General features: G+C 63.2%; 24 protein-coding genes. 14 read left to right on the forward strand and 10 right to left on the reverse strand.

What is annotated here, in order from left to right:
• Positions 1 to 23: 23 nt before the first annotated feature.
• Together grpE and hrcA are read right to left on the reverse strand one after the other, a co-directional pair.
• Complete coding sequence (gene grpE / locus GRI42_RS04390; RefSeq protein WP_160607128.1) at positions 24 to 623, reverse strand: nucleotide exchange factor GrpE; 600 nt, start codon at positions 621 to 623, stop codon at positions 24 to 26.
• Positions 624 to 635: 12 nt separating this feature from the next.
• A complete protein-coding gene (gene hrcA, locus GRI42_RS04395) occupies positions 636 to 1,679 on the reverse strand; it encodes a heat-inducible transcriptional repressor HrcA (RefSeq protein ID WP_160607129.1) in 1,044 nt (347 codons plus the stop codon).
• A gap of 85 nt (positions 1,680 to 1,764) precedes the next feature.
• Between hrcA and rph the strand changes: the two genes are divergently transcribed.
• Together rph and rdgB are read left to right on the forward strand one after the other, a co-directional pair.
• Complete coding sequence (rph, locus tag GRI42_RS04400) at positions 1,765 to 2,481, forward strand: ribonuclease PH (RefSeq protein ID WP_160609076.1); 717 nt, start codon at positions 1,765 to 1,767, stop codon at positions 2,479 to 2,481.
• On the forward strand, positions 2,478 to 3,104 hold the full coding sequence (gene rdgB, locus GRI42_RS04405; RefSeq protein ID WP_160607130.1) for an RdgB/HAM1 family non-canonical purine NTP pyrophosphatase: 627 nt from the start codon (positions 2,478 to 2,480) through the stop codon (positions 3,102 to 3,104). The genes rph and rdgB overlap by 4 nt, the downstream gene beginning before the upstream one ends.
• Here rdgB and GRI42_RS04410 read toward each other — a convergent pair.
• Positions 3,101 to 3,544, reverse strand: coding sequence for a CAP domain-containing protein (locus GRI42_RS04410; RefSeq protein WP_234033830.1), 444 nt, complete (start codon positions 3,542 to 3,544; stop codon positions 3,101 to 3,103). The two genes, rdgB and GRI42_RS04410, sit on opposite strands and share 4 nt — an antisense overlap.
• A gap of 173 nt (positions 3,545 to 3,717) precedes the next feature.
• Between GRI42_RS04410 and hemW the strand changes: the two genes are divergently transcribed.
• Positions 3,718 to 4,872, forward strand: a complete 1,155-nt coding sequence (hemW, locus tag GRI42_RS04415) for a radical SAM family heme chaperone HemW (RefSeq protein ID WP_160609077.1) — start codon at positions 3,718 to 3,720, stop codon at positions 4,870 to 4,872.
• Positions 4,869 to 5,765, forward strand: coding sequence for a tyrosine recombinase XerC (locus GRI42_RS04420; protein WP_325065299.1), 897 nt, complete (start codon positions 4,869 to 4,871; stop codon positions 5,763 to 5,765). Before hemW ends, GRI42_RS04420 begins: the two co-directional genes overlap by 4 nt.
• On the opposite strand, the gene gshB is transcribed toward GRI42_RS04420, so the two are convergent.
• The 3 genes from gshB to rsmI are packed head-to-tail and all read right to left on the reverse strand — an operon-like array spanning position 5,766 to position 7,949.
• On the reverse strand, positions 5,766 to 6,734 hold the full coding sequence (gene gshB / locus GRI42_RS04425; protein WP_160607133.1) for a glutathione synthase: 969 nt from the start codon (positions 6,732 to 6,734) through the stop codon (positions 5,766 to 5,768).
• Positions 6,735 to 6,744: 10 nt separating this feature from the next.
• On the reverse strand, positions 6,745 to 7,095 hold the full coding sequence (locus tag GRI42_RS04430; RefSeq protein WP_160607134.1) for a YraN family protein: 351 nt from the start codon (positions 7,093 to 7,095) through the stop codon (positions 6,745 to 6,747).
• On the reverse strand, positions 7,092 to 7,949 hold the full coding sequence (gene rsmI, locus GRI42_RS04435; protein ID WP_160607135.1) for a 16S rRNA (cytidine(1402)-2'-O)-methyltransferase: 858 nt from the start codon (positions 7,947 to 7,949) through the stop codon (positions 7,092 to 7,094). The genes GRI42_RS04430 and rsmI overlap by 4 nt, the downstream gene beginning before the upstream one ends.
• A gap of 72 nt (positions 7,950 to 8,021) precedes the next feature.
• Here rsmI and GRI42_RS04440 point away from each other — a divergent pair, with 72 nt between their 5' ends.
• The 3 genes from GRI42_RS04440 to GRI42_RS04450 all read left to right on the forward strand — a co-directional run bounded on the left by GRI42_RS04440 (position 8,022) and on the right by GRI42_RS04450 (position 11,549).
• Positions 8,022 to 9,128, forward strand: a complete 1,107-nt coding sequence (locus GRI42_RS04440) for a penicillin-binding protein activator (protein WP_234033832.1) — start codon at positions 8,022 to 8,024, stop codon at positions 9,126 to 9,128.
• A 62-nt stretch (positions 9,129 to 9,190) separates the two neighbouring features.
• Positions 9,191 to 11,167: a DNA topoisomerase IV subunit B gene (gene parE / locus GRI42_RS04445; protein WP_160607137.1), complete on the forward strand. Its 1,977-nt coding sequence runs from the start codon at positions 9,191 to 9,193 to the stop codon at positions 11,165 to 11,167.
• Positions 11,160 to 11,549, forward strand: coding sequence for a hypothetical protein (locus tag GRI42_RS04450; protein ID WP_160607138.1), 390 nt, complete (start codon positions 11,160 to 11,162; stop codon positions 11,547 to 11,549). The genes parE and GRI42_RS04450 overlap by 8 nt, the downstream gene beginning before the upstream one ends.
• Before the next feature lie 5 nt (positions 11,550 to 11,554).
• On the opposite strand, the gene GRI42_RS04455 is transcribed toward GRI42_RS04450, so the two are convergent.
• On the reverse strand, positions 11,555 to 12,775 hold the full coding sequence (locus GRI42_RS04455) for a bifunctional alpha/beta hydrolase/OsmC family protein (protein WP_160607139.1): 1,221 nt from the start codon (positions 12,773 to 12,775) through the stop codon (positions 11,555 to 11,557).
• A 73-nt stretch (positions 12,776 to 12,848) separates the two neighbouring features.
• Between GRI42_RS04455 and GRI42_RS04460 the strand changes: the two genes are divergently transcribed.
• From GRI42_RS04460 to GRI42_RS04470, 3 genes are all read left to right on the forward strand, one after another.
• Positions 12,849 to 13,376, forward strand: coding sequence for an RNA polymerase sigma factor (locus GRI42_RS04460; protein WP_160607140.1), 528 nt, complete (start codon positions 12,849 to 12,851; stop codon positions 13,374 to 13,376).
• Positions 13,373 to 13,945 (forward strand): hypothetical protein, encoded by a 573-nt coding sequence (locus tag GRI42_RS04465; protein ID WP_160607141.1) that lies wholly within the window; start codon positions 13,373 to 13,375, stop codon positions 13,943 to 13,945. Before GRI42_RS04460 ends, GRI42_RS04465 begins: the two co-directional genes overlap by 4 nt.
• Before the next feature lie 77 nt (positions 13,946 to 14,022).
• The gene (locus GRI42_RS04470; protein ID WP_160607142.1) at positions 14,023 to 14,877 is read left to right on the forward strand and encodes an AAA family ATPase; all 855 of its coding nucleotides are present in this window, start codon (positions 14,023 to 14,025) and stop codon (positions 14,875 to 14,877) included.
• A 75-nt stretch (positions 14,878 to 14,952) separates the two neighbouring features.
• Here the strand turns inward: GRI42_RS04470 and GRI42_RS04475 are convergent, their stop codons facing one another.
• Complete coding sequence (locus GRI42_RS04475; protein ID WP_160607143.1) at positions 14,953 to 16,353, reverse strand: methyl-accepting chemotaxis protein; 1,401 nt, start codon at positions 16,351 to 16,353, stop codon at positions 14,953 to 14,955.
• 122 nt (positions 16,354 to 16,475) lie between these two features.
• On the opposite strand from GRI42_RS04475, the gene GRI42_RS04480 reads away from it, so the two are divergent.
• Both GRI42_RS04480 and GRI42_RS04485 read left to right on the forward strand, forming a co-directional pair.
• Entirely contained in the window at positions 16,476 to 17,657 is a 1,182-nt protein-coding gene (locus GRI42_RS04480; protein ID WP_160607144.1) for a vWA domain-containing protein, read from the forward strand.
• Between the two features lie 58 nt (positions 17,658 to 17,715).
• Entirely contained in the window at positions 17,716 to 18,048 is a 333-nt protein-coding gene (locus GRI42_RS04485; protein WP_160607145.1) for a hypothetical protein, read from the forward strand.
• A gap of 4 nt (positions 18,049 to 18,052) precedes the next feature.
• Here the strand turns inward: GRI42_RS04485 and GRI42_RS04490 are convergent, their stop codons facing one another.
• Positions 18,053 to 19,255 (reverse strand): exo-beta-N-acetylmuramidase NamZ family protein, encoded by a 1,203-nt coding sequence (locus tag GRI42_RS04490; RefSeq protein ID WP_160607146.1) that lies wholly within the window; start codon positions 19,253 to 19,255, stop codon positions 18,053 to 18,055.
• Entirely contained in the window at positions 19,252 to 19,794 is a 543-nt protein-coding gene (locus tag GRI42_RS04495; protein ID WP_160607147.1) for a DOMON-like domain-containing protein, read from the reverse strand. The genes GRI42_RS04490 and GRI42_RS04495 overlap by 4 nt, the downstream gene beginning before the upstream one ends.
• Before the next feature lie 32 nt (positions 19,795 to 19,826).
• On the opposite strand from GRI42_RS04495, the gene tyrS reads away from it, so the two are divergent.
• Together tyrS and GRI42_RS04505 are read left to right on the forward strand one after the other, a co-directional pair.
• On the forward strand, positions 19,827 to 21,056 hold the full coding sequence (gene tyrS / locus GRI42_RS04500; RefSeq protein ID WP_160607148.1) for a tyrosine--tRNA ligase: 1,230 nt from the start codon (positions 19,827 to 19,829) through the stop codon (positions 21,054 to 21,056).
• A 96-nt stretch (positions 21,057 to 21,152) separates the two neighbouring features.
• The gene (locus GRI42_RS04505) at positions 21,153 to 21,491 is read left to right on the forward strand and encodes a PilZ domain-containing protein (RefSeq protein WP_160607149.1); all 339 of its coding nucleotides are present in this window, start codon (positions 21,153 to 21,155) and stop codon (positions 21,489 to 21,491) included.
• The last annotated feature ends 50 nt before the right edge of the window (positions 21,492 to 21,541 follow it).

The raw sequence follows: 21,541 nt of genomic DNA on the forward strand, positions 1-21,541 counted from the left end.
GTTCAACCCCTCGTCAGGCAAAATCAGTCGGGCTTCTTGGCGACGCCGACCATGGCCGGGCGCAGCAGGCGATCCTTGATCTTGTAACCTGCCTGCATTTCCTGGACGATGGTGCCCGGCTCGACCTCGTCGGTCGGGATTTCCATCATCGCCTGGTGCTCGTTCGGGTCGAGCGGCATGCCCATCGCAGCGACGCGGGTGATGCCGTTCTGCGTGAACACCTTGTCCAGCTCGCGGCGGGTCGCCTCGATACCGGCGATGAAGCCTTTGAGCTTCTCGTCCTCGCGCTGTTCCGCCGGAATGGCATCGAGTGCACGCCCGAGATTGTCTGCCACGCTCAGGATATCGCGGGCGAAACCGGTCGCGGCATAGTTGCGTGCGTCCTGGATGTCCTTTTCCATGCGGCGGCGAACGTTCTGCGTTTCGGCGCGGGCATACAGCGCGTCCTGCTTGGCAGCTTCCAGGTCACTGCGCAGGCTGGCGAGCGCATCTTCGAGCGAGTCCGCTCCGTCTTCATCGTCCTCGCCATTGTCGCGCAGGTGTTCCGGCACGCCTTCCATCTCGCGCGCCACTTCTTCGTCGACCGCACTGTCTTGCGGTTCGTTGTTGTTTCCGTTGCTCACTGAATAACCCTGTCAGCCAATTCTCTTGCCCAATGATCGGGCCGTGAAATCCACCATGGGGACGACGCGCGCGTAATTCAACCGAGTCGGGCCGATCACGCCCAGCACGCCGACCACCTTTCCGTCGCGGTCGCGGTAGGGCGCGGCGATAACGGAGGAACCGGAAAGCGAGAACAGGCGGTTCTCGCTGCCGATGAAAATTCGCAAGGCTTCGGCTTCGCGCGCATTTTCCAGCAGGGCCGCCACCGATTGCTTGTTTTCGAGGTCGTCGAGGAGCGAGCGCACCCGCTCGATGTCGGACAGGGCAGTCTCGTCGAGCAGGTTCGCCTGTCCCCGCACAATCAGGACGGGCCTGTCGGCGGTGTCCTGTGTCCAGGTGGCAAGTCCGCGCGCAACGAGATCGCGGCTCGCCTCGTCGAGCGCGCTGTGGCCGCTCGCGATCTCCTGCTCCACCATTCGTGCTGCCTCGGCCAGCGTGCGGCCTGCGCTGCGGGCAGTTAGGTAATTGCTCGCTTGCTCCAGCGAAACGCCGAGCGCGCCGGACGGCACCGCGAGAATACGGTTCTCCACATGCCCGTCCTCGCCCACCAGCACAGCCAGCACGCGGTTCGCATTGAGCGGTGTGAGCGATATTTGCGACAGGCGCGGTTCGCGGCGGGGGACCATGACCATGCCTGCTGCCCCGGAAAGATCGGACAGGAGAGCGCTGGTTTCCTCCAGCGCGCGTTCGATCGGGCCGGGTTCGCCAAGGCGCTGCTCGATCGCGGCACGTTCTTCCCGTGTCGGCTCGGCCACCTGCATCATCGCGTCCACGAACAGGCGCAGGCCGCTTTCGGTCGGCATCCGTCCCGCGCTGGTGTGCGGGGCCGCGAGCAGGCCGCGATGTTCGAGCTCCGCCAGCACCGAGCGGATCGAGGCCGGAGAAAGGTTCACCCCGCCCTCGCCCGCAAGCGCCTTCGACCCGACCGGCGTGCCGGTGTCGAGATAGCCTTCGACCACGAGGCGGAAGATTTCGCGGGCGCGGTCGGACAGGTCGGTGAGCGGAGGGCCGTTCATACCCCCCTATCTAGCCGCTCCCCTTGCGGCCTCAAGGGGCTTGCGCCAAAGCCGTGCACGAGATTCGACTGCATTGGAGACACAGATGCGACCTTCCGGACGCGCGCCCGACGAGATGCGCGCCATCACCATCGAAACCGGCTACACCAAGCACGCAGAAGGCAGTTGCCTCATCAGTTTCGGTGAAACGAAGGTGCTGTGCACCGCCAGCGTGGAACGCAACGTGCCGCCTTGGATGCGTGGCAAGGGCGAAGGCTGGGTCACGGGCGAATACTCGATGCTCCCGCGTGCTACCCACACTCGCGGCCAGCGTGAGGCGGCCAAGGGCAAGCAGAGCGGAAGAACGCAGGAAATCCAGCGTCTTATCGGGCGCAGTTTGCGCGCTGTCGTGGACCTGCGAAAGCTCGGTGAACGCCAGATCACGCTCGATTGCGACGTAATCCAGGCCGATGGCGGCACGCGCACGGCGTCGATTTCCGGTGCATGGGTTGCGCTGCGCCTGGCCGTGGACGGCCTGATGAAAAGCGGCGACATCGTCGAGGACCCGATCAGCGCCAAGGTCGCCGCGATTTCCTGCGGCATCTACAACGGCACGCCGGTGCTCGACCTCGATTACCCCGAAGACAGTTCGGCCGATGCCGATGCGAACTTCGTGCTGATCGAAGGCGGCAAAATCGCCGAGGCACAAGCGACTGCCGAAGGTGCACCGTATGATGAGGAAGCGTTCCTGCGCCTTCTGCGCTTGGCCCAGATGGGCTGCGCCCAAGTCTTTCGTGCCCAGGACGAGGCGACCCGCAAGTGACCCGCCGGCTCGGTTCAGGAAGCCTCGTGATTGCCACGCATAATGCGGGCAAGCTGAAGGAGATTTCCTCCCTTCTCGCGCCCTATGGCGTGAAGTGCATCTCGGCGGGATCGCTGGGCCTGCCCGAACCGGCCGAAACCGGCACGACCTTCGTCCAGAACGCCTTGTTGAAGGCGCGTGCTGCAGCAGAGGCTTCGGGCCTTCCTGCGCTTGCCGACGATAGCGGGTTGTCAGTCGAGGCTCTGGACGGCCGCCCTGGTGTCTACACCGCCGACTGGGCCGAACGGCAGTGGTTTGAAGGCGATCCGGGCCGCGACTGGTACATGGCGATGGGCAAGGTCGAAGGGATGCTCCAGCAGAAGGGCAACGGTGTGGACCGTTCCTGCGCATTTCACTGCGTGCTGGCGATCGCATGGCCCGATGGCGAGATGGCGGTTTACGAAGGCACTGCGCCAGGCACCTTCACTTGGCCTCCGCGCGGCACGTTGGGCTTCGGCTACGACCCCGTGTTCGTGCCGCAGGGCATGGAGCAGACTTTCGCGGAGATCGATCCGGAAGAGAAGCACCGCATCAGCCACCGCGCCGATGCCTTTGCCAAGCTCGTCGCCGAACAATACGCCTAGTAGGCTTTACGGCCCCAGACATTGCCAGCGGGCCAGTACCGGCACACCAGCACGTCCCATCCGTGGTCGTTCACGACCGAACAACCGACTTCCTGCGTGTCACGCCAGATAACCTGCGTGTAGTGGGCAACGTCCGCCCATTTGCCGGTGCGCGAGATTTCGGGGAAGTTGCCGTGCCGGTAGTGGCGCTTTTCGTCGATGAACATGTTGACCATGGTTTCGACCGGCCATTGTCCGGCAGTACCCATCCACAGGTTCTCGCCCGTGCCGTTACGCACGGCATTGTCGGCGTGCTGGAGCCTGCCCATCCTGGCAAGCTCGTGCCCCCAATGCTTGGCCTCGCGTTCCAGCGCGCGGTTCCATTTGAGCTTCGGCAGACCCAGAGCCTCGCGCTCGCGGTTGTGGAGCGCAAGGATGTGCGACGCCTGGCGGTCGCTCATCCGGTTGTCATATCGCGCTTGGGGCAGTCCCGAGGCACTGCGCGCGCTTGCAGCAACGCTCGCACCCGTGGCACAGAGCATTCCGAGAGATGCCAGTACGGCAGCAAGAAGTTTCGACCCGTCCATTGCCCGCGATTAAACAGCGCGCACCTTAAAGATCAATGAAGGCAAACTTGGCCAAAGCCCTCTACATCCACTGGCCCTTCTGCCTCGCAAAGTGCCCCTATTGCGACTTCAACAGCCATGTGCGCGAACGGACAGACATGGCCGCGTGGGAAGCGGCACTGCTCGCCGACATGTGCCGCGAAGGAGGTGAGGTCGGATCGCAGGAACGGCTCGCAAGTATCTTTTTTGGCGGGGGAACTCCATCCCTGATGCCTCCTGCACTGGTGGGACGCCTGCTCGAGGAAGCGGAGCATTTGTGGGGCTTTGAGGACGGGATCGAGATCACGCTGGAAGGCAATCCGTCGTCCGTCGAAGCGGCGAATTTCGCCTCTTTGGCGAGCGCCGGAGTGAACCGCGTATCGCTGGGCGTTCAGTCATTGCGCGACGAAACGCTCCGTTTTCTGGGCAGGCTGCACGGCGCGCAGGAAGCGCTCGACGCGCTGGAGACTGCGCAGAGCCATTTCCAGCGGGTTTCTATCGATCTCATCTATGCCCGGCCCGGCCAGTCGATGGGTGACTGGGAACAAGAACTGGCGCAGGCGCTGGCACTCGGGACCGACCATCTCTCGCTCTACCAGCTGACGATCGAGCCCACGACGCGCTTCGCCACCGACGTGCGGCGGGGCATGTTCACGCCGCTGGAAGACGACCCCGCAGCCGACCTGTTCGCCCTGACCCGCGAGATGACTACTGCTGCTGGCCTTCCGGCATACGAGATAAGCAATCACGCACGGCCGGGCCAGGAAAGCCGGCACAACCTCACATATTGGCGATACCAGGACTATTGCGGGATCGGTCCCGGTGCGCACGGAAGGCGTGGCGGTGTAGCGACTACGCGGCACAAGAAACCGGAAAATTACCTCGCCGCGGCGGAGGCGCAGGGTGACGGCATCGTAGAAGCGCGCACACTGACCTTGCGAGAACAGGCCTCCGAAGCCCTGATGATGGGTTTGCGCCTCAACGAAGGCGTCGACCTTGCCGAAATGTCCCGCCGCTTCGACGTCGCGAAGGAAGAGCTCGTCGATGACGCCAAGCTGGCGCTCTATCGCGGCCTAGGCCTCGCATGGTCGGAGGACGAGCGGATTGGCGTCACCGAGGCCGGAATGCCGCTGCTCGATGCCCTGCTCGGCGAGCTTGTTCCTGCGGAACTGGTCGAGGGGTGAGCAGCCCCGAATGCCTCGAGGCGTGGCAGAGCCACCTTTCCCTCGCCCAGCGACGCTCGGCACACACGGTTCGTGCCTATACAGCTGCCGCCCGGAGACTGATGGTGCACCTGAACCTCGAAACTTTCGAGGATGTGGCGGCCTTGTCGGCGCAGGAAGTCAGGGCACACCTAGCGTCGCGGCGCAGCGACGGGCTGGCGAACGCATCGGCGGCGCGGGAGCTGTCCGCGCTGAAGGGCTTCATCGCCTTTGCCAAGGCACAAGCCGGGCATGACGTCACGCAGCCCCCGCGACTTCGCGGGCCGCGCTTGAAGAAGGGCCTGCCCCGCCCGGTGTCGCCCGATGACGCGCAAGGGTTGGCCGAAACCGTTGATGCGCTGGCTGCTGAAGAATGGATCGGCGCACGCGACCGGGCGGTCTTGCTACTACTTTACGGAGCGGGCTTGCGCATTTCGGAGGCGCTTTCCCTGACCGGGGTAGACCTGCCGCTCGGAGAGCGCCTGACCGTAACCGGCAAGGGCTCGAAACAACGCGTGGTGCCGATCCTGCCGATCGTGCGCGAGGCGGTGGAGGAATATTGCCACCTTAATCCGTGGCCGACCCGGCGCGAAGATCCGGTCTTCCGCGGCGCGAAGGGCGGTCCGCTATCGCAAGGAGTGGTCCAGAAAGCGACTGCGCGGGCCCGCCGCGCGCTCGGCTTGCCCGACACGGCCACGCCCCACGCCTTGCGGCACAGTTTTGCCACCCATCTGCTTGGCGCAGGTGCGGATTTACGCAGCCTGCAGGAATTGCTCGGCCATGCGAGCTTGGGGTCAACGCAAATCTATACGAAAGTCGATGCGGCCAGCCTGCTCGACACCTATCGCAACGCCCATCCGCGCGACCGCGACTGATTACATTGCCGCGTGGCGGCGCTCGATCGCGTCCCATATGAGGGCCGGCGTATCGGTGCCGTTGAACTTGTCGATGGCCACGATCCCCGTGGGCGAGGTGACGTTGATTTCGGTCAGGTACCTGCCGCCGATGACGTCGATGCCGACGAACACGAGCCCGCGCCGCTTGAGTTCGGGGCCCATGGCCGCGCAAATCTCTTCCTCGCGCTCGGTCAATGTCGTCGCTTCGGCATAACCGCCCTGCGCAAGGTTCGAACGGAACTCACCTTCGCCAGGGAAGCGATTGATTGCGCCTGTGAATTCTCCGTCGATTAGGACGATACGCTTGTCGCCTTCGGCCACCTCGGGAAGGAAGGGCTGGACCATATGCGGTTCGGGCCAGGTCTGGTTGAACACCTCGCTCAGAGCGGAAAGGTTGGTGCCATCCGCATCGATCCGGAAGATCGCCTTTCCGCCATTGCCATGCAGCGGCTTAACTACGACCGAGCCGTGCTTCTTCTGGAACTCGCGAATGTCCTCCAGCTTTCGCGCAACCAGCGTCGGCGGCATGAAGCGGGCGTAATCGAGCACGAACATCTTTTCGGGCGCGTTCACGACTTCGCGCGGGTCGTTGACGACCAGCGTCGTGCCTTTAAGCCGGTCGAGCAGCAGGGCCGAGCTGATATAGCCAAGGTGGAACGGCGGATCCTGCCGCATCAGTACCACGTCGATGTCCCGCGCAAGGTCGATACGGCGCCGTTCACCTGCCTTGAAATGGTCGCCAGCCACGCGCTGGACCGTCACCGGCGCGGCATGGGCCGTGATGCGCCCCGCAGGCGTGCCGTCGCTTTCATAAGCCAGCGTAGTGACGTCGTAATGCCAGACCTCGTGTCCGCGCTCCTGCGCAGCCAGCATCAGGGCAAAGCTGCTGTCGCCCGCGATATTGATGCTTTCGAGTGGGTCCATCTGGACGGCTACGCGTAAGGGCATGGATTATCCTTCAGGGTTGCCAGGCATTGGCGATGTGGCGAGGGAATGCGCCGGGCGCAAGGAGGATGACGTCGATGCGGATATCCTCACCTTGCGTGGCATAGCGATGGGCGACCGCTTCGACTGCCGCCGCAACACGGGCAAGGCGCCGTTCGTCGATGGCGAGGTCGAGGTCATCGCGGCGCGCACGCCATTTCACTTCGACGAAGGCAATCGTCGCGCCGCGTTTCGCCACCAAGTCGATTTCGCCGGCAGGCGTCTTCACGCGCGTGTCGAGGATGCGCCAGCCCTTAGCCCTCAGCCACAGGCCCGCCCTCGTCTCTGCATCGCGACCGCTTTTCTCGGCAATCTGCCGTTTCATCCCGGCTTGAGGTCCATCGCCCTTGCGTAAAGCGCCTTGCGGTCGAGCCCCGTCGCCTTTGCCACATGACCTGCCGCTTGAGAGGGCTTCATCGTGGCCAGCGCCTCGATCAGCATGTCGTCGGCATCTGCTTCATTGGCTTGCTGCGCTTCCGGGGGTCCGATCAGCAGGACGATCTCGCCCTTGGGGGGATTGGCGTCGTAATAGGCCATCAGTCCGGCGGAGAAGCCGCGACGGCACTCCTCGTGGAGCTTGGTCAACTCGCGCGCGACGGCGATTTCGCGCTTCGGCATCATATCCTCGATCGCGGCGAGCGACTTGAGCAGGCGCGGCGCGGTTTCGTAGAGGATCAGCGTTGCATCGATGGCTGCCATTTCGGCCAGCATCTCGCGGCGTGCCTTATCCTTCGTAGGTAGGAAACCGGCGAACAGGAACCTGTCGTTGGGCAGGCCTGACAGCGTCAATCCCACCACGGCTGCACATGGACCCGGGATGCTGGTCACGGGAATACCTTGCTCGCGGCAATCGTTGACTAGCCTGTAGCCCGGATCGCTCACCATCGGCGTTCCGGCATCACTGACGAGTGCCACGGCGCGACTGCGCATCGAGTCCAGCAGGCGCGAGCGGTCGCGGTGTTCGCTATGGTCGTCGTAGCGCCACAGCGGCTTCGAGATACCGAGGTGCTTCAACAGCTTGCCGGTGACGCGGGTGTCCTCGCAGGCGACGCCGTCGCAGCGTGACAGTATGTCCACGGCCCGCACGGTGATGTCGCCCAAATTCCCGATGGGGGTGGCAACAAGGTAGAGCCCCGGTGTAAGGCTCTGGTCGGAAGTCTGGGGGGCGGGATCGCTCACACCCCTTCATGAACACCGACAAGGGACGCGGCAAGCATGGCATTGGCATTTATTAACCGGCGAAACCTCATCATGGCGACGGGTGCCGTGCTGCTCGGAGGCTGCTCGATCATTCCCAAAAGCGGCCAGCCGACCACCCACACGCCGACGCCCGAGCCGAGCGCGACTGCCCTGCCCCAAGATTCCAAACGCCACCGCGTCGCATTGCTGGTGCCGCTGTCGGGAGAGAACGGAGAGGTCGGCCAGTCCATCGCCAACGCAACGACGATGGCGATCCTCGACACCAATGCCGACAACCTCCGGATCACGACTTACGACACCTCCCGCGGCGCACAGGCAGCCGCGCGGCAAGCGCTGGCGGATGGAAACAAGCTGATCCTTGGCCCGCTGCTCGGCAGCAATGCAGCCGTGGTCCGCGGTGTGGTCGCCAATTCCGGCGTGCCGATCATCAGCTTTTCCAACGACACTTCGGTCGCGGCCCCCGGCGTTTTCGTCATGGGCCACATTCCCGAACAATCGGTGGACCGGGGCGTCGAATACGCGCGCTCGATCGGTGCGCGCAATTTCGCCGTGCTCGCGCCCGACAGTGACTACGGACGCCGGGCCGAAGCGGCCATGCAAAGCGCCCTTGCAAGCTATGGCGGAACGCTTGTCGCAACCGAGCGATATGCGCGTTCGAATACCTCGGTGGTCAGCGCCGGCGGCCGCCTGAAGGCCAAGGGCGGCTTCGATACGGTGCTGATCGCTGATGGCGGCACCCCCTCGATCCGGGGCGCGGAAGCCGTGGCAGGATCATCGGTCCGTCTTCTGGGCACCGAACGCTGGGCGGGTGAGAGTGCGTTGCTGGACTCCCCGGCCCTGTCGGGCGCCCTGTTCTCGGCAGTCACGGACAAGCGCTATCCCGATTTCGTCACCTCGTACCAGGCGCGGTTCGGAGGTCAGCCTTACCGGATCGCGACACTGGGCTATGACGGCGTTCTGCTAACCCTGCGCGCAGCGCGCGAGTGGAAGGTGGGACAGCCCTTCCCCGTCAACGTGCTGCTCCAGGACGGCGGCTTCGACGGCATGGACGGTCCCTTCCGTTTCAGGCGCAACGGCGTGGTCGAACGGGCGATGGAAGTCCGCAAGGTCCAGGGTGGCAGCTTCACGACGGTATCGGCAGCACCGACAGGCTTCTGACAGGCGGATAACGTACGCGGGGCGCTTGTGCGGGCGGATTCGCGCGCGATATAGCCACCACCATGTCCGACGATCTTTTCGAGAATACGCCCACTTCGAGCGGCGACTATGACGCATCCTCCATCGAGGTCTTGGAAGGCCTCGAACCGGTGCGCCGCCGCCCGGGCATGTATATCGGCGGCACGGATGACCGCGCCCTTCACCACCTCGTGGCCGAAGTGCTCGACAACGCCATGGACGAAGCCGTCGCGGGCCATGCCACGCGCATCGAGATGCGGCTCGACGAAGGCAACCGGGTCACGATCAGCGACAACGGACGCGGGATTCCGGTTGGGGAGCATCCGAAATATCCGGGCAAGTCCACCCTCGAGGTTATCCTCACGACGCTGCACTCGGGCGGCAAGTTCTCGGGCAAGGCCTACGCCACCAGCGGCGGCCTTCACGGGGTCGGCGTCTCCGTCGTGAACGCATTGTCGAGCCTGACGCGGGTCGAGGTGGCCCGCGACAAACAGCTTTACGCGCAGGAATTCTCCAAGGGGCATCCGGTCGGCAAGATCGAGGAACTCGGTTCCACACCCAATCGGCGCGGCACCACTGTCACCTTCATCCCCGACACCGAGATTTTCGGCGACCGCAAGTTCAATCCCAAACGGTTGTTCAAGCTGGCGCGCTCCAAGGCCTATCTCTTCGCCGGCGTGGAAATCCGCTGGCGCTGCGCGGATAGCCTGGCAAGCGACGACGTTCCTGCAGAGGCAGTCTTCAAGTTCCCCGGCGGCCTGGCCGACCATCTCGCCGAACAGATCGGGGGGCGCGAATGCGTCACCACCCAGCCTTTCGCGGGCAGCCAGGATTTCCCCGACGATCAGGGCCGCGTGGAATGGGCAATCGCATGGCCGCTGTTCTCCGACGGTTCGTTCAGCTGGTACTGTAACACTGTGCCGACGCCCGATGGCGGTACGCACGAACAGGGCCTGCGCGCGGCGCTGACCAAGGGCCTGCGTGCATTCGGCGAACTGACCGGCGTGAAGAAGGCAAAGGACATCAGCGCGGACGACGTGATGAACGGGGCCGAGATCATGCTCAGCGTCTTCATCCGCGACCCGCAGTTCCAGAGCCAGACCAAGGACCGCCTGACCAGCCCCGAAGCCGCGCGCTACGTCGAAAACGCGGTCCGCGACCACTTCGACCACTTCCTCTCGGACAATATGGACCGGGGCAAGGCGCTGCTTGGACAGGTCATGGAGCGCATGGACGAGCGCCTGCGCCGCAAGGCCGAGCGCGAGATCAAGCGCAAGACCGCGACCAACGCGAAGAAGCTGCGACTGCCGGGCAAGCTCACCGATTGTTCGGGCGAAGGCGATGGTGACACGGAACTGTTCATCGTCGAAGGCGACAGCGCAGGCGGCAGCGCCAAGCAGGCGCGCAACCGCAAGACACAGGCAATCCTGCCCATCCGCGGCAAGATCCTGAACGTTGCATCGGCCACCGCCGACAAGATCCGCGCGAACAGCGAAATCGCGGACCTCGTGCTCGCCATGGGTTGCGGGACGCGCAAGGACTGCGATCCCGAAAACCTGCGTTACGACCGCATCATCATCATGACCGACGCGGACGTGGACGGCGCGCATATCGCGACGCTTTTGATGACCTTCTTCTTCCAGGAAATGCCGGAAGTGGTCCGGAACGGGCACCTCTACCTCGCCCAGCCCCCGCTCTATCGCCTGACGTCCGGCAAGGAGAGCCGCTACGCCCGCGACGACGCGCACCGCAAGGAGCTGGAAGAGACGGTCTTCAAGGGCAAGAAGGTCGAGGTCGGCCGCTTCAAGGGCCTAGGCGAGATGAACCCGCAACAGCTTCGGGAAACCACCATGGATCCCGAAAGCCGCAGCCTGATCCGCATCACCCTTCCGCAGGAATTCGAACAGCGCGCCGTGGTAAAGGAACTGGTCGACCAGCTCATGGGCCGCAACCCGGAACACCGGTTTAATTTCATCCAGAACAATGCCGGCGAATTCGACCGTGAAATGATCGATGCCTGATCCTCAGGGCGAGGACATCGAAGATTTCGACGAGCCCGAAGAGGGCGACATCATGGCTGGCGACCGGCGCATCGCCCGGGCCGACACTGCCCTGCCCGACTGGTATGCTTCGGACACGCATTACCGGCCGATTCCCATCGTCTGGTTTGCCGGAGCTCTCCTGCTCCAGGTCATCACGCAACCGGTGGTCGTTTTTCTCGGACTGGGCTTGCTCGGCCTATCGCCGCTCGTGGTGCTGGCCTGGGCATTGCTCACGACAGGCCTGATCTGGCATCACACCTGGGAGCGAGGAATGTCCGTCGCCAGCGGTGTATGGAAAGCGGCAACGTTCGCGATGCTCGCTTTCTTCCTCGGGATTACCGCGCTCGGACTAGCCAGCTAGGCCGCCTATTCGCCAGCCCGTGTATGAATGTGCAGCTCGCCCTCCAGCGTGCGGTGCACCGGGCACTTGTCGGCGATTTCCATCAGCTTCGAACGCTGCTCATCGTTCAGATCGTCTCCGCGTATCGTGATGCTGCGGTTGAGTGCCTGCAACTGCGTGCCTTCCTCCATGGCCTCCGCATGCGAACAGGTCTTCATGTGATCGCGTTCGTGCGTCACATGAACTCGAACGCCTTCCAGCGGCCAGCCCTTGCGGTCGGCGTACATCTTCATCGTCATGGCCGTGCATGTGCCCAGCGCGGCATTGAGCAGGTCGTAAGGCGTCGGCCCGCCGTCGTCCCCGCCATAACTCTTGGGTTCGTCGGCGATGAACTGGTGCGAGACGGTGTGGACCTCGGTACCGAACTTGCCGTGGCCGGTGCAGGCAACGATCCCTTCTTCCGGCATGGGCCAATCGGCGGACAAGGGCATGTATCGATGGGCCCAGGCAGCGATGACGCTGGCGGCAAAGCGGGCATCCTCCTCGTCCAGCAATAGGTGGTTTGCGCCTTCCAGACTTACGAAGCTCTTTGGATGTTTGGCGGCTTGGAAGAGCGCGCTCGCATGCTCGATCCCGACGACCGCATCGGTGGGCGAATGGAGGAAGAGCAGCGGCTTTCGCAGCCGGGCGACCTCGGCAAGCAGGTCCACATTCTCCACCTTTTCGATGAATTCGCGCCCCAGAGTAAACTCGCGTCCGCCGATGCGCACCGCTCCTTCCCCCTGCTCGCGGATCGCATCGATGTCGCCGTCGATATTGCCCAGGACATGGGGAACGTCGGACGGGGCACCGATGGTCGCAATCGCGGCAATCCGGTCAAAGCCGATCTCGTCCGCTGCCGCCAGAACGGCCGCCCCGCCGAGGCTGTGCCCGACTAACAAGATCGGCCGCGCGAAGCGCTCGATAAGCTGGTCTGCCGCCTCGACCAAGTCGGAAACGTCAGCCGCAAAACCCGCGCGCCCGAAGTCCCCGCCGCTACCGCCGAGGCCGGTGAAATCGAACCGAAGCGTAGCAATCCCTTCGCTCGCCAGCGCGCGGGCGACGGCCACCGCTGCTTTGCTCTGCTTGGTGCAAGTGAAGCAGTGCGCAAACAGCGCCGCACCGCGCACGAGGCCGGTGGGAAGCTCGAGCGAGCCGGTCAATTCATGCCCTGCCTGCGTGGCGATGGTCAGGTTCTCGGTCGGCATCGGTGCTCCTTCAACTGGCGCTTTTTTTTCGGTGGGCGTGTAAGAAATACGCGCGGGGGCGGACTAAGGATACATGACCGAGGAAAAGCAACACGCATACTATCGCGAGGCAGGGGCGCAATTCGCCCCGGCAATCGCCCGCCTCGCCCGCGCGATGGAGCGCGATGGCGACAAGGCACGCGACCTGGAACAGGACATCCACTGCGAGCTCTTCCGCAGTTTCGCCCGGTTCGAAGGACAATGTGCGCTCAAGACCTGGGTGTACCGCGTGGCTCACAACGTGGCTGCCGAACACCGCCTTCGCGAAAGCCGACGCAGGCCTACCGTGTCACTGGAGGAAACGGATGAATTGCCGAGTCTGGGCAGCGGTGAACGTGCTGCCGCGGAAGGCCACGCGGTTGCCCGTGCCCAGGAGATGATCCGCCAGCTGCCGACGCTGGATGCGCAGGTCATGCTGCTGTGGCTCGAAGGCGAAAGCGCCCGCGATATCTCCGAAGTCACCGGCCTCGCTTCGGGCACAGTCGCCACCCGCATCCATCGCCTCAAGACTGCCCTTGCCGACCAGTTCGGCCCCCCCGATCACCAGGAGATAATCCGATGACCCAAGCCCCGTTCAACTTCTGGACCCGTGAAAACTCCGACGCGAATTTCAGCGAACCGGGCGCGTGCCGGGCACGCAGCACTCGGTTCGAAAAGAGCATCCGTCGCCGAAACCTGCTGGAATATGCCGCCGGTGCACTGGTTGTCGTGGTATTCGGCGCCCTTGCGGTGTTCTTCGCCGGCGAAGGAGAATGGGCGCTTTCCGCTACCGTCGCCATGACCGTTGCCGCCGCGATCTTCGTGGTGAGCAAGCTCCATCGCGACGGCAGCGCGCAGGCACGTTCCCCCGAAGCAAGCTGCAAGGACCACTTGCGCAGCCAGCTCGTCCGGCAGCGCGACCTGCTGCGCGGAGTTCCGACATGGTATCTCGCGCCCTTCGTCCCCGGCCTCGTCGGCTTTTACCTCGGCGTCACGGCCAATGTGGCCGAGGTTCAGGGGTGGGCTGCCGCGCTGGAAGGCGTCTGGTTCAAGTTTGTCGCGACGGCCGCCTTCTTCGTCTTCGTGGGCTGGCTGAACCTCCATACAGCCCGCAAGCTCGACCGGGAAATCGCCGCGCTCGACCGGGCGTAAGCACCGGAGTGCCGGACCGCTCTTGCACGGTCCGGCGCTTACCCCTAACGCACACGTAAAGTTGCAAGGGAAAACCGATGTCAGACCAGACCCGTTTCGAAGGCACCAGTTCGTATATCGCGACCGACGATCTGAAGGTCGCCGTCAATGCCGCGGTCACGCTGCGCCGTCCGCTGCTGGTCAAGGGCGAACCGGGCACGGGCAAGACCGTGCTCGCCCATGAAATCTCCAAGGCGCTCGATGCGCCGCTGATCGAGTGGAACGTCAAGTCGACGACCAAGGCGCAGCAGGGCCTCTACGAATATGACGCGGTGGCACGCCTCCGCGACGGCCAGCTCGGCGACGAGCGGGTCCATGACATCTCGAACTACATCAAGAAGGGCAAGCTGTGGGAGGCGTTTACCTCGCCCGAACTGCCCGTCCTTCTGATCGACGAAATCGACAAGGCCGACATCGAGTTTCCGAACGACCTGCTGCAGGAACTCGATCGCATGAGCTTCGACGTCTACGAAACGCACACGCGGATCGAGGCGAAGGAACGTCCGATCGTCGTCATCACCTCGAACAACGAAAAGGAATTGCCGGACGCATTCCTGCGCCGCTGCTTCTTCCATTACATCAAGTTCCCCGACCGCGAGACGATGCGCGACATCATCGAAGTCCACTATCCCGGCATCCAGAAGAACCTGGTCAGCAAGGCGATGGATATCTTCTACGAACTGCGCGACGTGCCGGGCCTGAAGAAGAAGCCTTCGACGAGCGAGCTGCTCGACTGGCTGAAGTTGCTGCTGAACGAGGACATGCCGCTGGAAGTGCTGCAGGACAGCAACCCCAACAGCGCCATTCCGCCGCTGCATGGTGCCCTGCTCAAGAACGAGCAGGACGTGATGATGTTCGAACGCCTTGCATTCATGGCCCGCCGCCAGCCCTGATACTGGCAGGACCGAACGAGAAAAGGGCGCGCTCCGCTTGCGGAACGCGCCCTTTTTCCTTGGGGGCGAGATTGATCAGCCGAAGCTGTAGGCCAGCTCGAAATCGCCCCAGCGGCGGCCGTTGATGTAGACCGGCACATAAACATTGCGGACCACAACGTAGTTCCGACCATCGCCTTCCTGGCGGTAGACGGCCATGGTGTAGGGATCCTTGGTCGATTTCGCGACGAGGTCCACGCCTTCGAGGATGATGCGGCCGTTGCGGCAATACTTGGTGTCGTGCGCCAGTTCGCCGATGGGCTTGCGCGAATGTGCGGTGACGTGGGTCGGCAGGAAGCCATTCATGTCGGCCTGCGAACACATGATCACATGGCCGCCCTCGCCCACGACGGCATCGTTGATCGGGCGCCAGTTGGCATCCGCCCAGTCGCTAAGGCCGGTGCGGTAGAGCTGCGGATTTGTACCCGGCTGCGGACGATAATTCTGGTCGAACAGCTGTTCGGCCGTCAGTTCGCCATTGGCGATGGCTTCTTCGGCGCGGGCAACTATCTTCTTGGCGTGTTCTTGCGCCCGTTCGACCATCGCGCTGTCTTCCGGCGAGAGGCCCGCCTTGACCAGCTTGTCGAACATGTCGCTGGCAGTCAGCTCCAGTTCCTCGATGCGGTCATGCGCGGTGGCAAGGCGCTGCTCGTTCTCGCTGGCGGCGCGGTCGAAACTTTCGATAACGGACGAAACACGGTCGACATGCTCGGTCATCATGCCGGTTGCACGGGCGATCTGATCGTTCTGCTGGTCGACTTCCTCGACCAGCTGCGACACGCCGGAAATGGTGGAATCGATGCTGGCGACCGAGGTCTTGGCTTCGTTTGATGCCCTTGCGCCAGCCTCGATACGTTCGATCACGGTGGCCGCTTCCGCACCCAGCGTTTCGATCACGTCGGAAATCTCGTCGGTCGCCTTGCGGGTTTCACCGGCGAGCGACTTCACCTCGTTGGCGACCACGGCGAAGGTACGGCCGGCATCGCCCGCACGCATCGCTTCGATAGTGGCGTTGAGGGCGAGGATGTTGGTCGTCTCCGCAATCTGCTCGATATCCTGCGAACAGCGCTTCACTTGGTCCATCGCCGCAGCGAAGCCGGTAACGTGCGTAGCCAGCGTCTCCACGAGGTCGAGCAGGCTGGTAATCTGGCTGAGGGAGGACTGGATCTGCTTGGTGCCCTGCCCAAGGCGCTCGATGGCGCGGGCGGAGAGGAGGCGGGCTTCGTCGGACGCCTCGGCGACTTTGCGCTGGTCCTTTTCGAGTTCATGGACGGTGCCCTGCAGTTCCGCATGCTCTGCGCGCAGGATGCCCGAACTGTCGATCACAGCCTGCACGATACCGGCAACGTCGGTGCAACCGACCGTAACCTTGCCGCAGGCTTCCGGAATTGATTCGAGGCTCGACGCCTTCGCAGCATCAATCGCGGTGAGTTCCATGTTTGACGATCCCTTTGTCCCTGTTGGGCGGATCATCTAAACGGAAGTGGTTATTGTCCGGTTAAGGGCTTTCCACGATTTCCCTCTTTCACCGCCTCGCCGATGCAGGCTAGGAAGCTCGCATGTTCTTCAATTTCGTCGACGAGCTTCGGGCCGCGGGCATTCCCGCCAGCTTCAAGGAACACCTCACCCTGCTGGAGGCGCTCGACAAGGACGTGATCGAGCAGACGCCCGAGGCGTTCTATTACCTCTCCCGCGCCACCTTCGTGAAGGACGAAGGCCTGATCGACCGCTTCGACCAAGTGTTCAGCCGCGTCTTCAAGGGGATCATGTCCGATTACGGCCAGAACCCGGTCGACATCCCGGAAGACTGGCTGAAGGCCGTTGCCGAGAAATTCCTCTCCGAGGAAGAGATGGCGAAGATCAAGTCGCTGGGCGACTGGGACGAGATCATGGAGACGCTGAAGAAGCGGCTCGAGGAACAGGAAAAGCGCCATCAGGGCGGCAACAAGTGGATCGGCACCGGCGGCACCAGCCCGTTCGGCAATTCGGGCTACAATCCCGAAGGCGTGCGGATCGGCGGCGAGAGCAAGCACAAGCGCGCTCTGAAGGTCTGGGACAAGCGCGAGTTCAAGAACCTCGACAACACCAAGGAACTGGGCACCCGCAACATCAAGATGGCGCTGCGCCGCCTGCGCCGTTTCGCCCGCGAAGGAGCGGCGGACGAGCTCGATCTCGACGCTACGATCGAAGGTACGGCAAAGCAGGGCTGGCTCGACATCCATATGCGGCCCGAACGGCACAATGCGGTCAAACTCCTGCTGTTCCTAGACGTGGGCGGTTCGATGGACCCCTTCATCAAGGTAACCGAGGAGCTGTTCAGCGCCGCGACGAGCGAGTTCAAGAACCTCGAGTTCTTCTACTTCCACAACTGCCTCTACGAAGGTGTGTGGAAGGACAACAAGCGTCGCTGGCAGGAGCGTACCAAGACCTGGGACGTGCTCCACAAATACGGCCACGACTACAAGATCGTCTTCGTCGGCGATGCTGCGATGAGCCCGTATGAAATCACCCACCCGGGCGGCAGCGTCGAGCACATGAACGACGAGGCAGGCGCGGTCTGGATGCAGCGGGTCACCAACACCTATCCCGCCACGGTCTGGCTGAACCCGGTGCCGGAAAAGCAGTGGGGTTATTCCCAATCGACCAAGATCATGAAGCAGCTGGTCAACGACCGGATGTATCCACTGACGCTGGACGGTCTTGACGATGCCATGCGCGAGTTGAGCCGCAAGCAGGGCTAAGCCGCAGGTTTGCCAAGGTTTTTCGTTTGCGGTATCCTGCGCGGCGAAAGGAAGGCCGATGCACTACCTTGCTCTTACCTGCCTGCCGTTAGCCGGACTGGTGCTTAGCGCGCAATCTCTGCCGCGCGTCGTGGAACCCGAAGGCCAAATCCTCAATCTGCGCGAGCCTCAATCGGCCCGGTGCAGCGGGGTTATTCGCGAAGTTCGCGAAACCGGCGGGCTTCCTGCCTTGCAGCGAGGGCCTGCGACCGATGAGGACGGCAATATGATCACGGCCGTCGACAAGCGGGTCGATGGCTGTGCCGTCATGCAAATGCATGGCGATGTGAACGACCTGCGTCCGCTACCAGAAGCTAATGACGAGTTTCTCCTTCGTCCCGCAGGCGAGTAACCAGTCAGCTATAAATGAGGTGCGGCGCGATGGTGTCCCGCCATGCAGCTTCGTCGCGGGAAGCGATTTCGTCGAGATCGCCCGCCTCGGCCTCGCTATCGTCCACCCATTCGCGAAGTGACGGCCCGCCGTTGATCACGTCGATCGCAAGGCGGTCGAACTCGTATTCATAGGGGAAGTCACGCCAGATCTCGTAGTCCGGATAGAGCGTGCGGATAGCCTTGAAGGCAAGTGCCTGAAGCCGCCATGGCTTGAATTCATGATGGTCGTAGAACGGACCTTCTGCGTGGATCATCAACCCATTACAGAGCTTTCCTGCGTGCTTGTGGAAGGTCGGCTCGAACCAGCATTCGCGCAAGGCGCAGCCGCGCAACCAGCTCGGGGCCTGCCGGCGCATTTCCGCAAGGACCGCGGGTGCATCGATATCGGGTGCGCCGAACAGGACCTCCAGCGGGCGGGTGGTACCCCTGCCCTCGCTCAGCGTGGTGCCTTCCAGCATGACAGTGCCGGCATAGGCGCGGGCCATGTTGACGTTGGCGGCATTGGGGCTGGGGTTGATCCAGACACGGTCTTCCGGCCATCCGTAGCCAGGGGCCTTTCCGGGCTTCCAGCCTTCCATCTCGATCACGCGATAGTCTACGTCGAGCTTGAAATGGTTGACGAACCAGCGGCCCATCTCGCCCATGGTCATGCCGTGGCGCATCGTCATCGGCGCCGCGCCGACGAAACTCTCCTGCCCCGGAACCAGCAGCGTGCCCTCGACTGGTCCCCCAGCGGGATTGGGGCGGTCGAGAACCCAGACTTCCTTGCCACCCTTTGCCGCTTCCTCGAGCAGGTAGAGCAAAGTCGTCACGAAGGTGTAGATACGGCAGCCGAGGTCCTGCAGATCGAACAGGAAGACGTCCGCTGTGCTCATCATCTGGCCGGTCGGACGGCGCACCTCGCCATATAGGCTGAATACGGGGATGCCGTGGCGCGGATCGGTTTCGTCCGCGGTTTCGACCATGTTGTCCTGCTTGTCGCCTTTCAGCCCGTGCTGCGGGCCAAAAGCGGAGGTGACATTGATACCGCGCGCAACCAGTGCTTCGAGCGAATGGTCGAGCTGCGCCGTGACCGACGCCGGATGCGCGACAAGCGAGACACGCTTACCTTCAAGGGGGGCGCGAAGCTCGGCCTGTGTGAGCAGGCGATCGATACCGAATTTCATGCCGCGTTGGGTGGCCCAAGCTCCGCCTTGAAGCAAGACGCATCGTGGAAATCCGGCTGATCTTTCCCATGATCCATCGCCCAGAAGCTCTTAATGCCGCCTACTTCCTCGATCACGCAGGTCAGGCCCATCGCGCTCTGGGCATCAGGCAAGGCAGAGTTGGGGAGCGCAGCATCGAAAATCGCGAAACTGCTGCCGAGCCGCATGGTGCACGCGGGCTCCCGAGGAACGGGTCGTTCGGACAGGCCGTCTCGGTAGCCGGAAAAGTCGTAAGCGTTCCATCGCTCGGACGGCGAGAGATTCCATTCCGAGTAAGTTTCGCCTCCCAAGGGATTGATAAACAATTCGAAACAGGTGGTTTTCCAGAGGTCATCGGCCCTGCCCCTGCCCGCGAACTGTGGCACGACGAGGCGCGAAGAACCCTCCACGCGCCAGCGAAGTCTCAGCCAATCGGCATCCCGGCCGATGATCCGTGCCTGCACGCCCGACACCTCCAGGGGTGGAAAGGCAGGATGCGCGATCAGTTCATGCGTTTGCACGGGGCCTCGTTCCTGCTAGCGGGCGGCCTGTCATGAGCAGTCACCAATCCGAACTCCTGCGCGTGCTCGAAGAGCGCGGCTACATCCACCAGGTCACCGATGTGGAGGGACTCGACGCCCTCGCCGCCAGCCAGGTGGTGCCCGGCTATATCGGCTTCGATGCCACCGCGCCAAGCCTGCATGTCGGCAGCCTAGTGCAGATCATGATGCTGCGCCGCCTCCAGCAGGCTGGACACAAGCCCATCGTGGTGATGGGCGGCGGCACGACGAAGGTGGGCGATCCGTCCGGCAAGGACGAAAGCCGCAAGATGCTCACCAACGAAGATATCGACGCGAACATCGCCGGTATCCGCAAAGTGTTCGAACGCCTGCTGACCTTCGGAGACGGGCCGACCGATGCGGTCATGGTGAACAATGACGAATGGCTGAGCCAGCTCGGCTATATCGAATTGCTGCGCGATGTCGGGCCGCATTTCACGATCAACCGTATGATGACCTTCGATTCGGTCAAGCTGCGGCTCGAGCGCGAACAGCCGCTGACCTTCCTCGAATTCAATTACATGATCCTGCAGGCCTACGACTTCCGCGAGCTGGCACAGCGTTACGGCTGCCGTTTGCAGATGGGCGGCAGCGACCAGTGGGGTAATATCGTCAACGGCATGGAACTGGCTCGCCGGATGGACGGCAGCGACCTGTTCGGCCTGACCACCCCGCTGCTGACCACCGCCGACGGGTCCAAGATGGGCAAGACCGCCGCAGGCGCCGTCTGGCTCAACGAGGAGCAGCTGCCGAGCTACGATTTCTGGCAGTACTGGCGTAATGTCGACGACCGCGACGTGGGCCGTTTCCTGCGCCTGTTCACCGACCTTCCGCTGGACGAGGTCGCTCGCCTCGAGGCGCTGGAAGGGGCCGAGATCAACAGCGCCAAGACCGTTCTGGCCAACGAGGTGACCAAGCTTGTCCGCGGGACAGAAGCTGCTGCGCTGGCGGAAAAAACCGCAGCCGAAACCTTTGCCGGTCGCGGCGCTGGCGAGGATCTTCCGACCCTGTCGGTGGGCGAGGAAGGCGTGCGCATCGGCGCGGCCCTGACGGCATTGGGTTTCACCGCCTCGAACGGCGAAGCCAAGCGCAAGCTGGCCGAAGGCGCGGTCAAGCTTGACGGCGAAACGGTCAGCGATCCCGGCCATCTGGTGGAGATTTCCGAAGGCGGCGAGGTCAAGCTTTCGCTGGGCAAGAAGAAGCACGCGATCCTGCGCCGCTGAGAACATTCTCACTCTGCAAGTTCGGTTAACCGGATATTTGCCTTTTGCGGGCAAGTTGCAGGGATAGAGTTTGTCACAAGCAAGGGATCGTCTCGCATGAGTGCCGGAGCACAACTCAGCGTCACCGACCAGCGCCGCCTGGCGCGCCATCCGGTCGACCACCCGGTTATCGCCGAACACCACAGCCGTGGTGATATGCGCATGCATATTGCGAATATCTCGGCCAACGGGTTCATGATCGACGATGCGCAGGACGTTGCGCGCGGCGACCGCGTCGTGGTTCGCCTGCCCGTCATCGGCCGCATCGAAGCCTATTGCATCTGGAGCCGCGACAATCGCGCCGGTTTCCAGTTCGAGCGCATCATTCGCGTCGACGACTTCCTGTCGCTGATCGACACGCTGCAGCCGAACCCGCGCCTGCGCCGCCTGCGCTAGGCTGCCCAACATTCATTTCTGAACGCGCAAGCAGGCGTCTCTTCACAAGC

Source organism: Qipengyuania gaetbuli (genome assembly GCF_009827315.1).
GTDB lineage: Bacteria > Pseudomonadota > Alphaproteobacteria > Sphingomonadales > Sphingomonadaceae > Qipengyuania > Qipengyuania gaetbuli.

Bases quoted from the DNA above. Each gene is read 5' to 3' on its own strand.
- hrcA (WP_160607129.1), bottom strand. From the start codon at position 1,679: ATGAACGGCCCTCCGCTCACCGACCTGTCCGACCGCGCCCGCGAAATC.
- rph (WP_160609076.1), top strand. From the start codon at position 1,765: ATGCGACCTTCCGGACGCGCGCCCGACGAGATGCGCGCCATCACCATC.
- GRI42_RS04410 (WP_234033830.1), bottom strand. From the start codon at position 3,544: ATGAGCGACCGCCAGGCGTCGCACATCCTTGCGCTCCACAACCGCGAG.
- gshB (WP_160607133.1), bottom strand. From the start codon at position 6,734: ATGCCCTTACGCGTAGCCGTCCAGATGGACCCACTCGAAAGCATCAAT.
- GRI42_RS04430 (WP_160607134.1), bottom strand. From the start codon at position 7,095: ATGAAACGGCAGATTGCCGAGAAAAGCGGTCGCGATGCAGAGACGAGG.
- GRI42_RS04440 (WP_234033832.1), top strand. From the start codon at position 8,022: ATGGCGACGGGTGCCGTGCTGCTCGGAGGCTGCTCGATCATTCCCAAA.
- parE (WP_160607137.1), top strand. From the start codon at position 9,191: ATGTCCGACGATCTTTTCGAGAATACGCCCACTTCGAGCGGCGACTAT.
- GRI42_RS04450 (WP_160607138.1), top strand. From the start codon at position 11,160: ATGCCTGATCCTCAGGGCGAGGACATCGAAGATTTCGACGAGCCCGAA.
- GRI42_RS04455 (WP_160607139.1), bottom strand. From the start codon at position 12,775: ATGCCGACCGAGAACCTGACCATCGCCACGCAGGCAGGGCATGAATTG.
- GRI42_RS04460 (WP_160607140.1), top strand. From the start codon at position 12,849: ATGACCGAGGAAAAGCAACACGCATACTATCGCGAGGCAGGGGCGCAA.
- GRI42_RS04465 (WP_160607141.1), top strand. From the start codon at position 13,373: ATGACCCAAGCCCCGTTCAACTTCTGGACCCGTGAAAACTCCGACGCG.
- GRI42_RS04470 (WP_160607142.1), top strand. From the start codon at position 14,023: ATGTCAGACCAGACCCGTTTCGAAGGCACCAGTTCGTATATCGCGACC.
- GRI42_RS04475 (WP_160607143.1), bottom strand. From the start codon at position 16,353: ATGGAACTCACCGCGATTGATGCTGCGAAGGCGTCGAGCCTCGAATCA.
- GRI42_RS04480 (WP_160607144.1), top strand. From the start codon at position 16,476: ATGTTCTTCAATTTCGTCGACGAGCTTCGGGCCGCGGGCATTCCCGCC.
- GRI42_RS04485 (WP_160607145.1), top strand. From the start codon at position 17,716: ATGCACTACCTTGCTCTTACCTGCCTGCCGTTAGCCGGACTGGTGCTT.
- GRI42_RS04490 (WP_160607146.1), bottom strand. From the start codon at position 19,255: ATGAAATTCGGTATCGATCGCCTGCTCACACAGGCCGAGCTTCGCGCC.
- tyrS (WP_160607148.1), top strand. From the start codon at position 19,827: ATGAGCAGTCACCAATCCGAACTCCTGCGCGTGCTCGAAGAGCGCGGC.
- GRI42_RS04505 (WP_160607149.1), top strand. From the start codon at position 21,153: ATGAGTGCCGGAGCACAACTCAGCGTCACCGACCAGCGCCGCCTGGCG.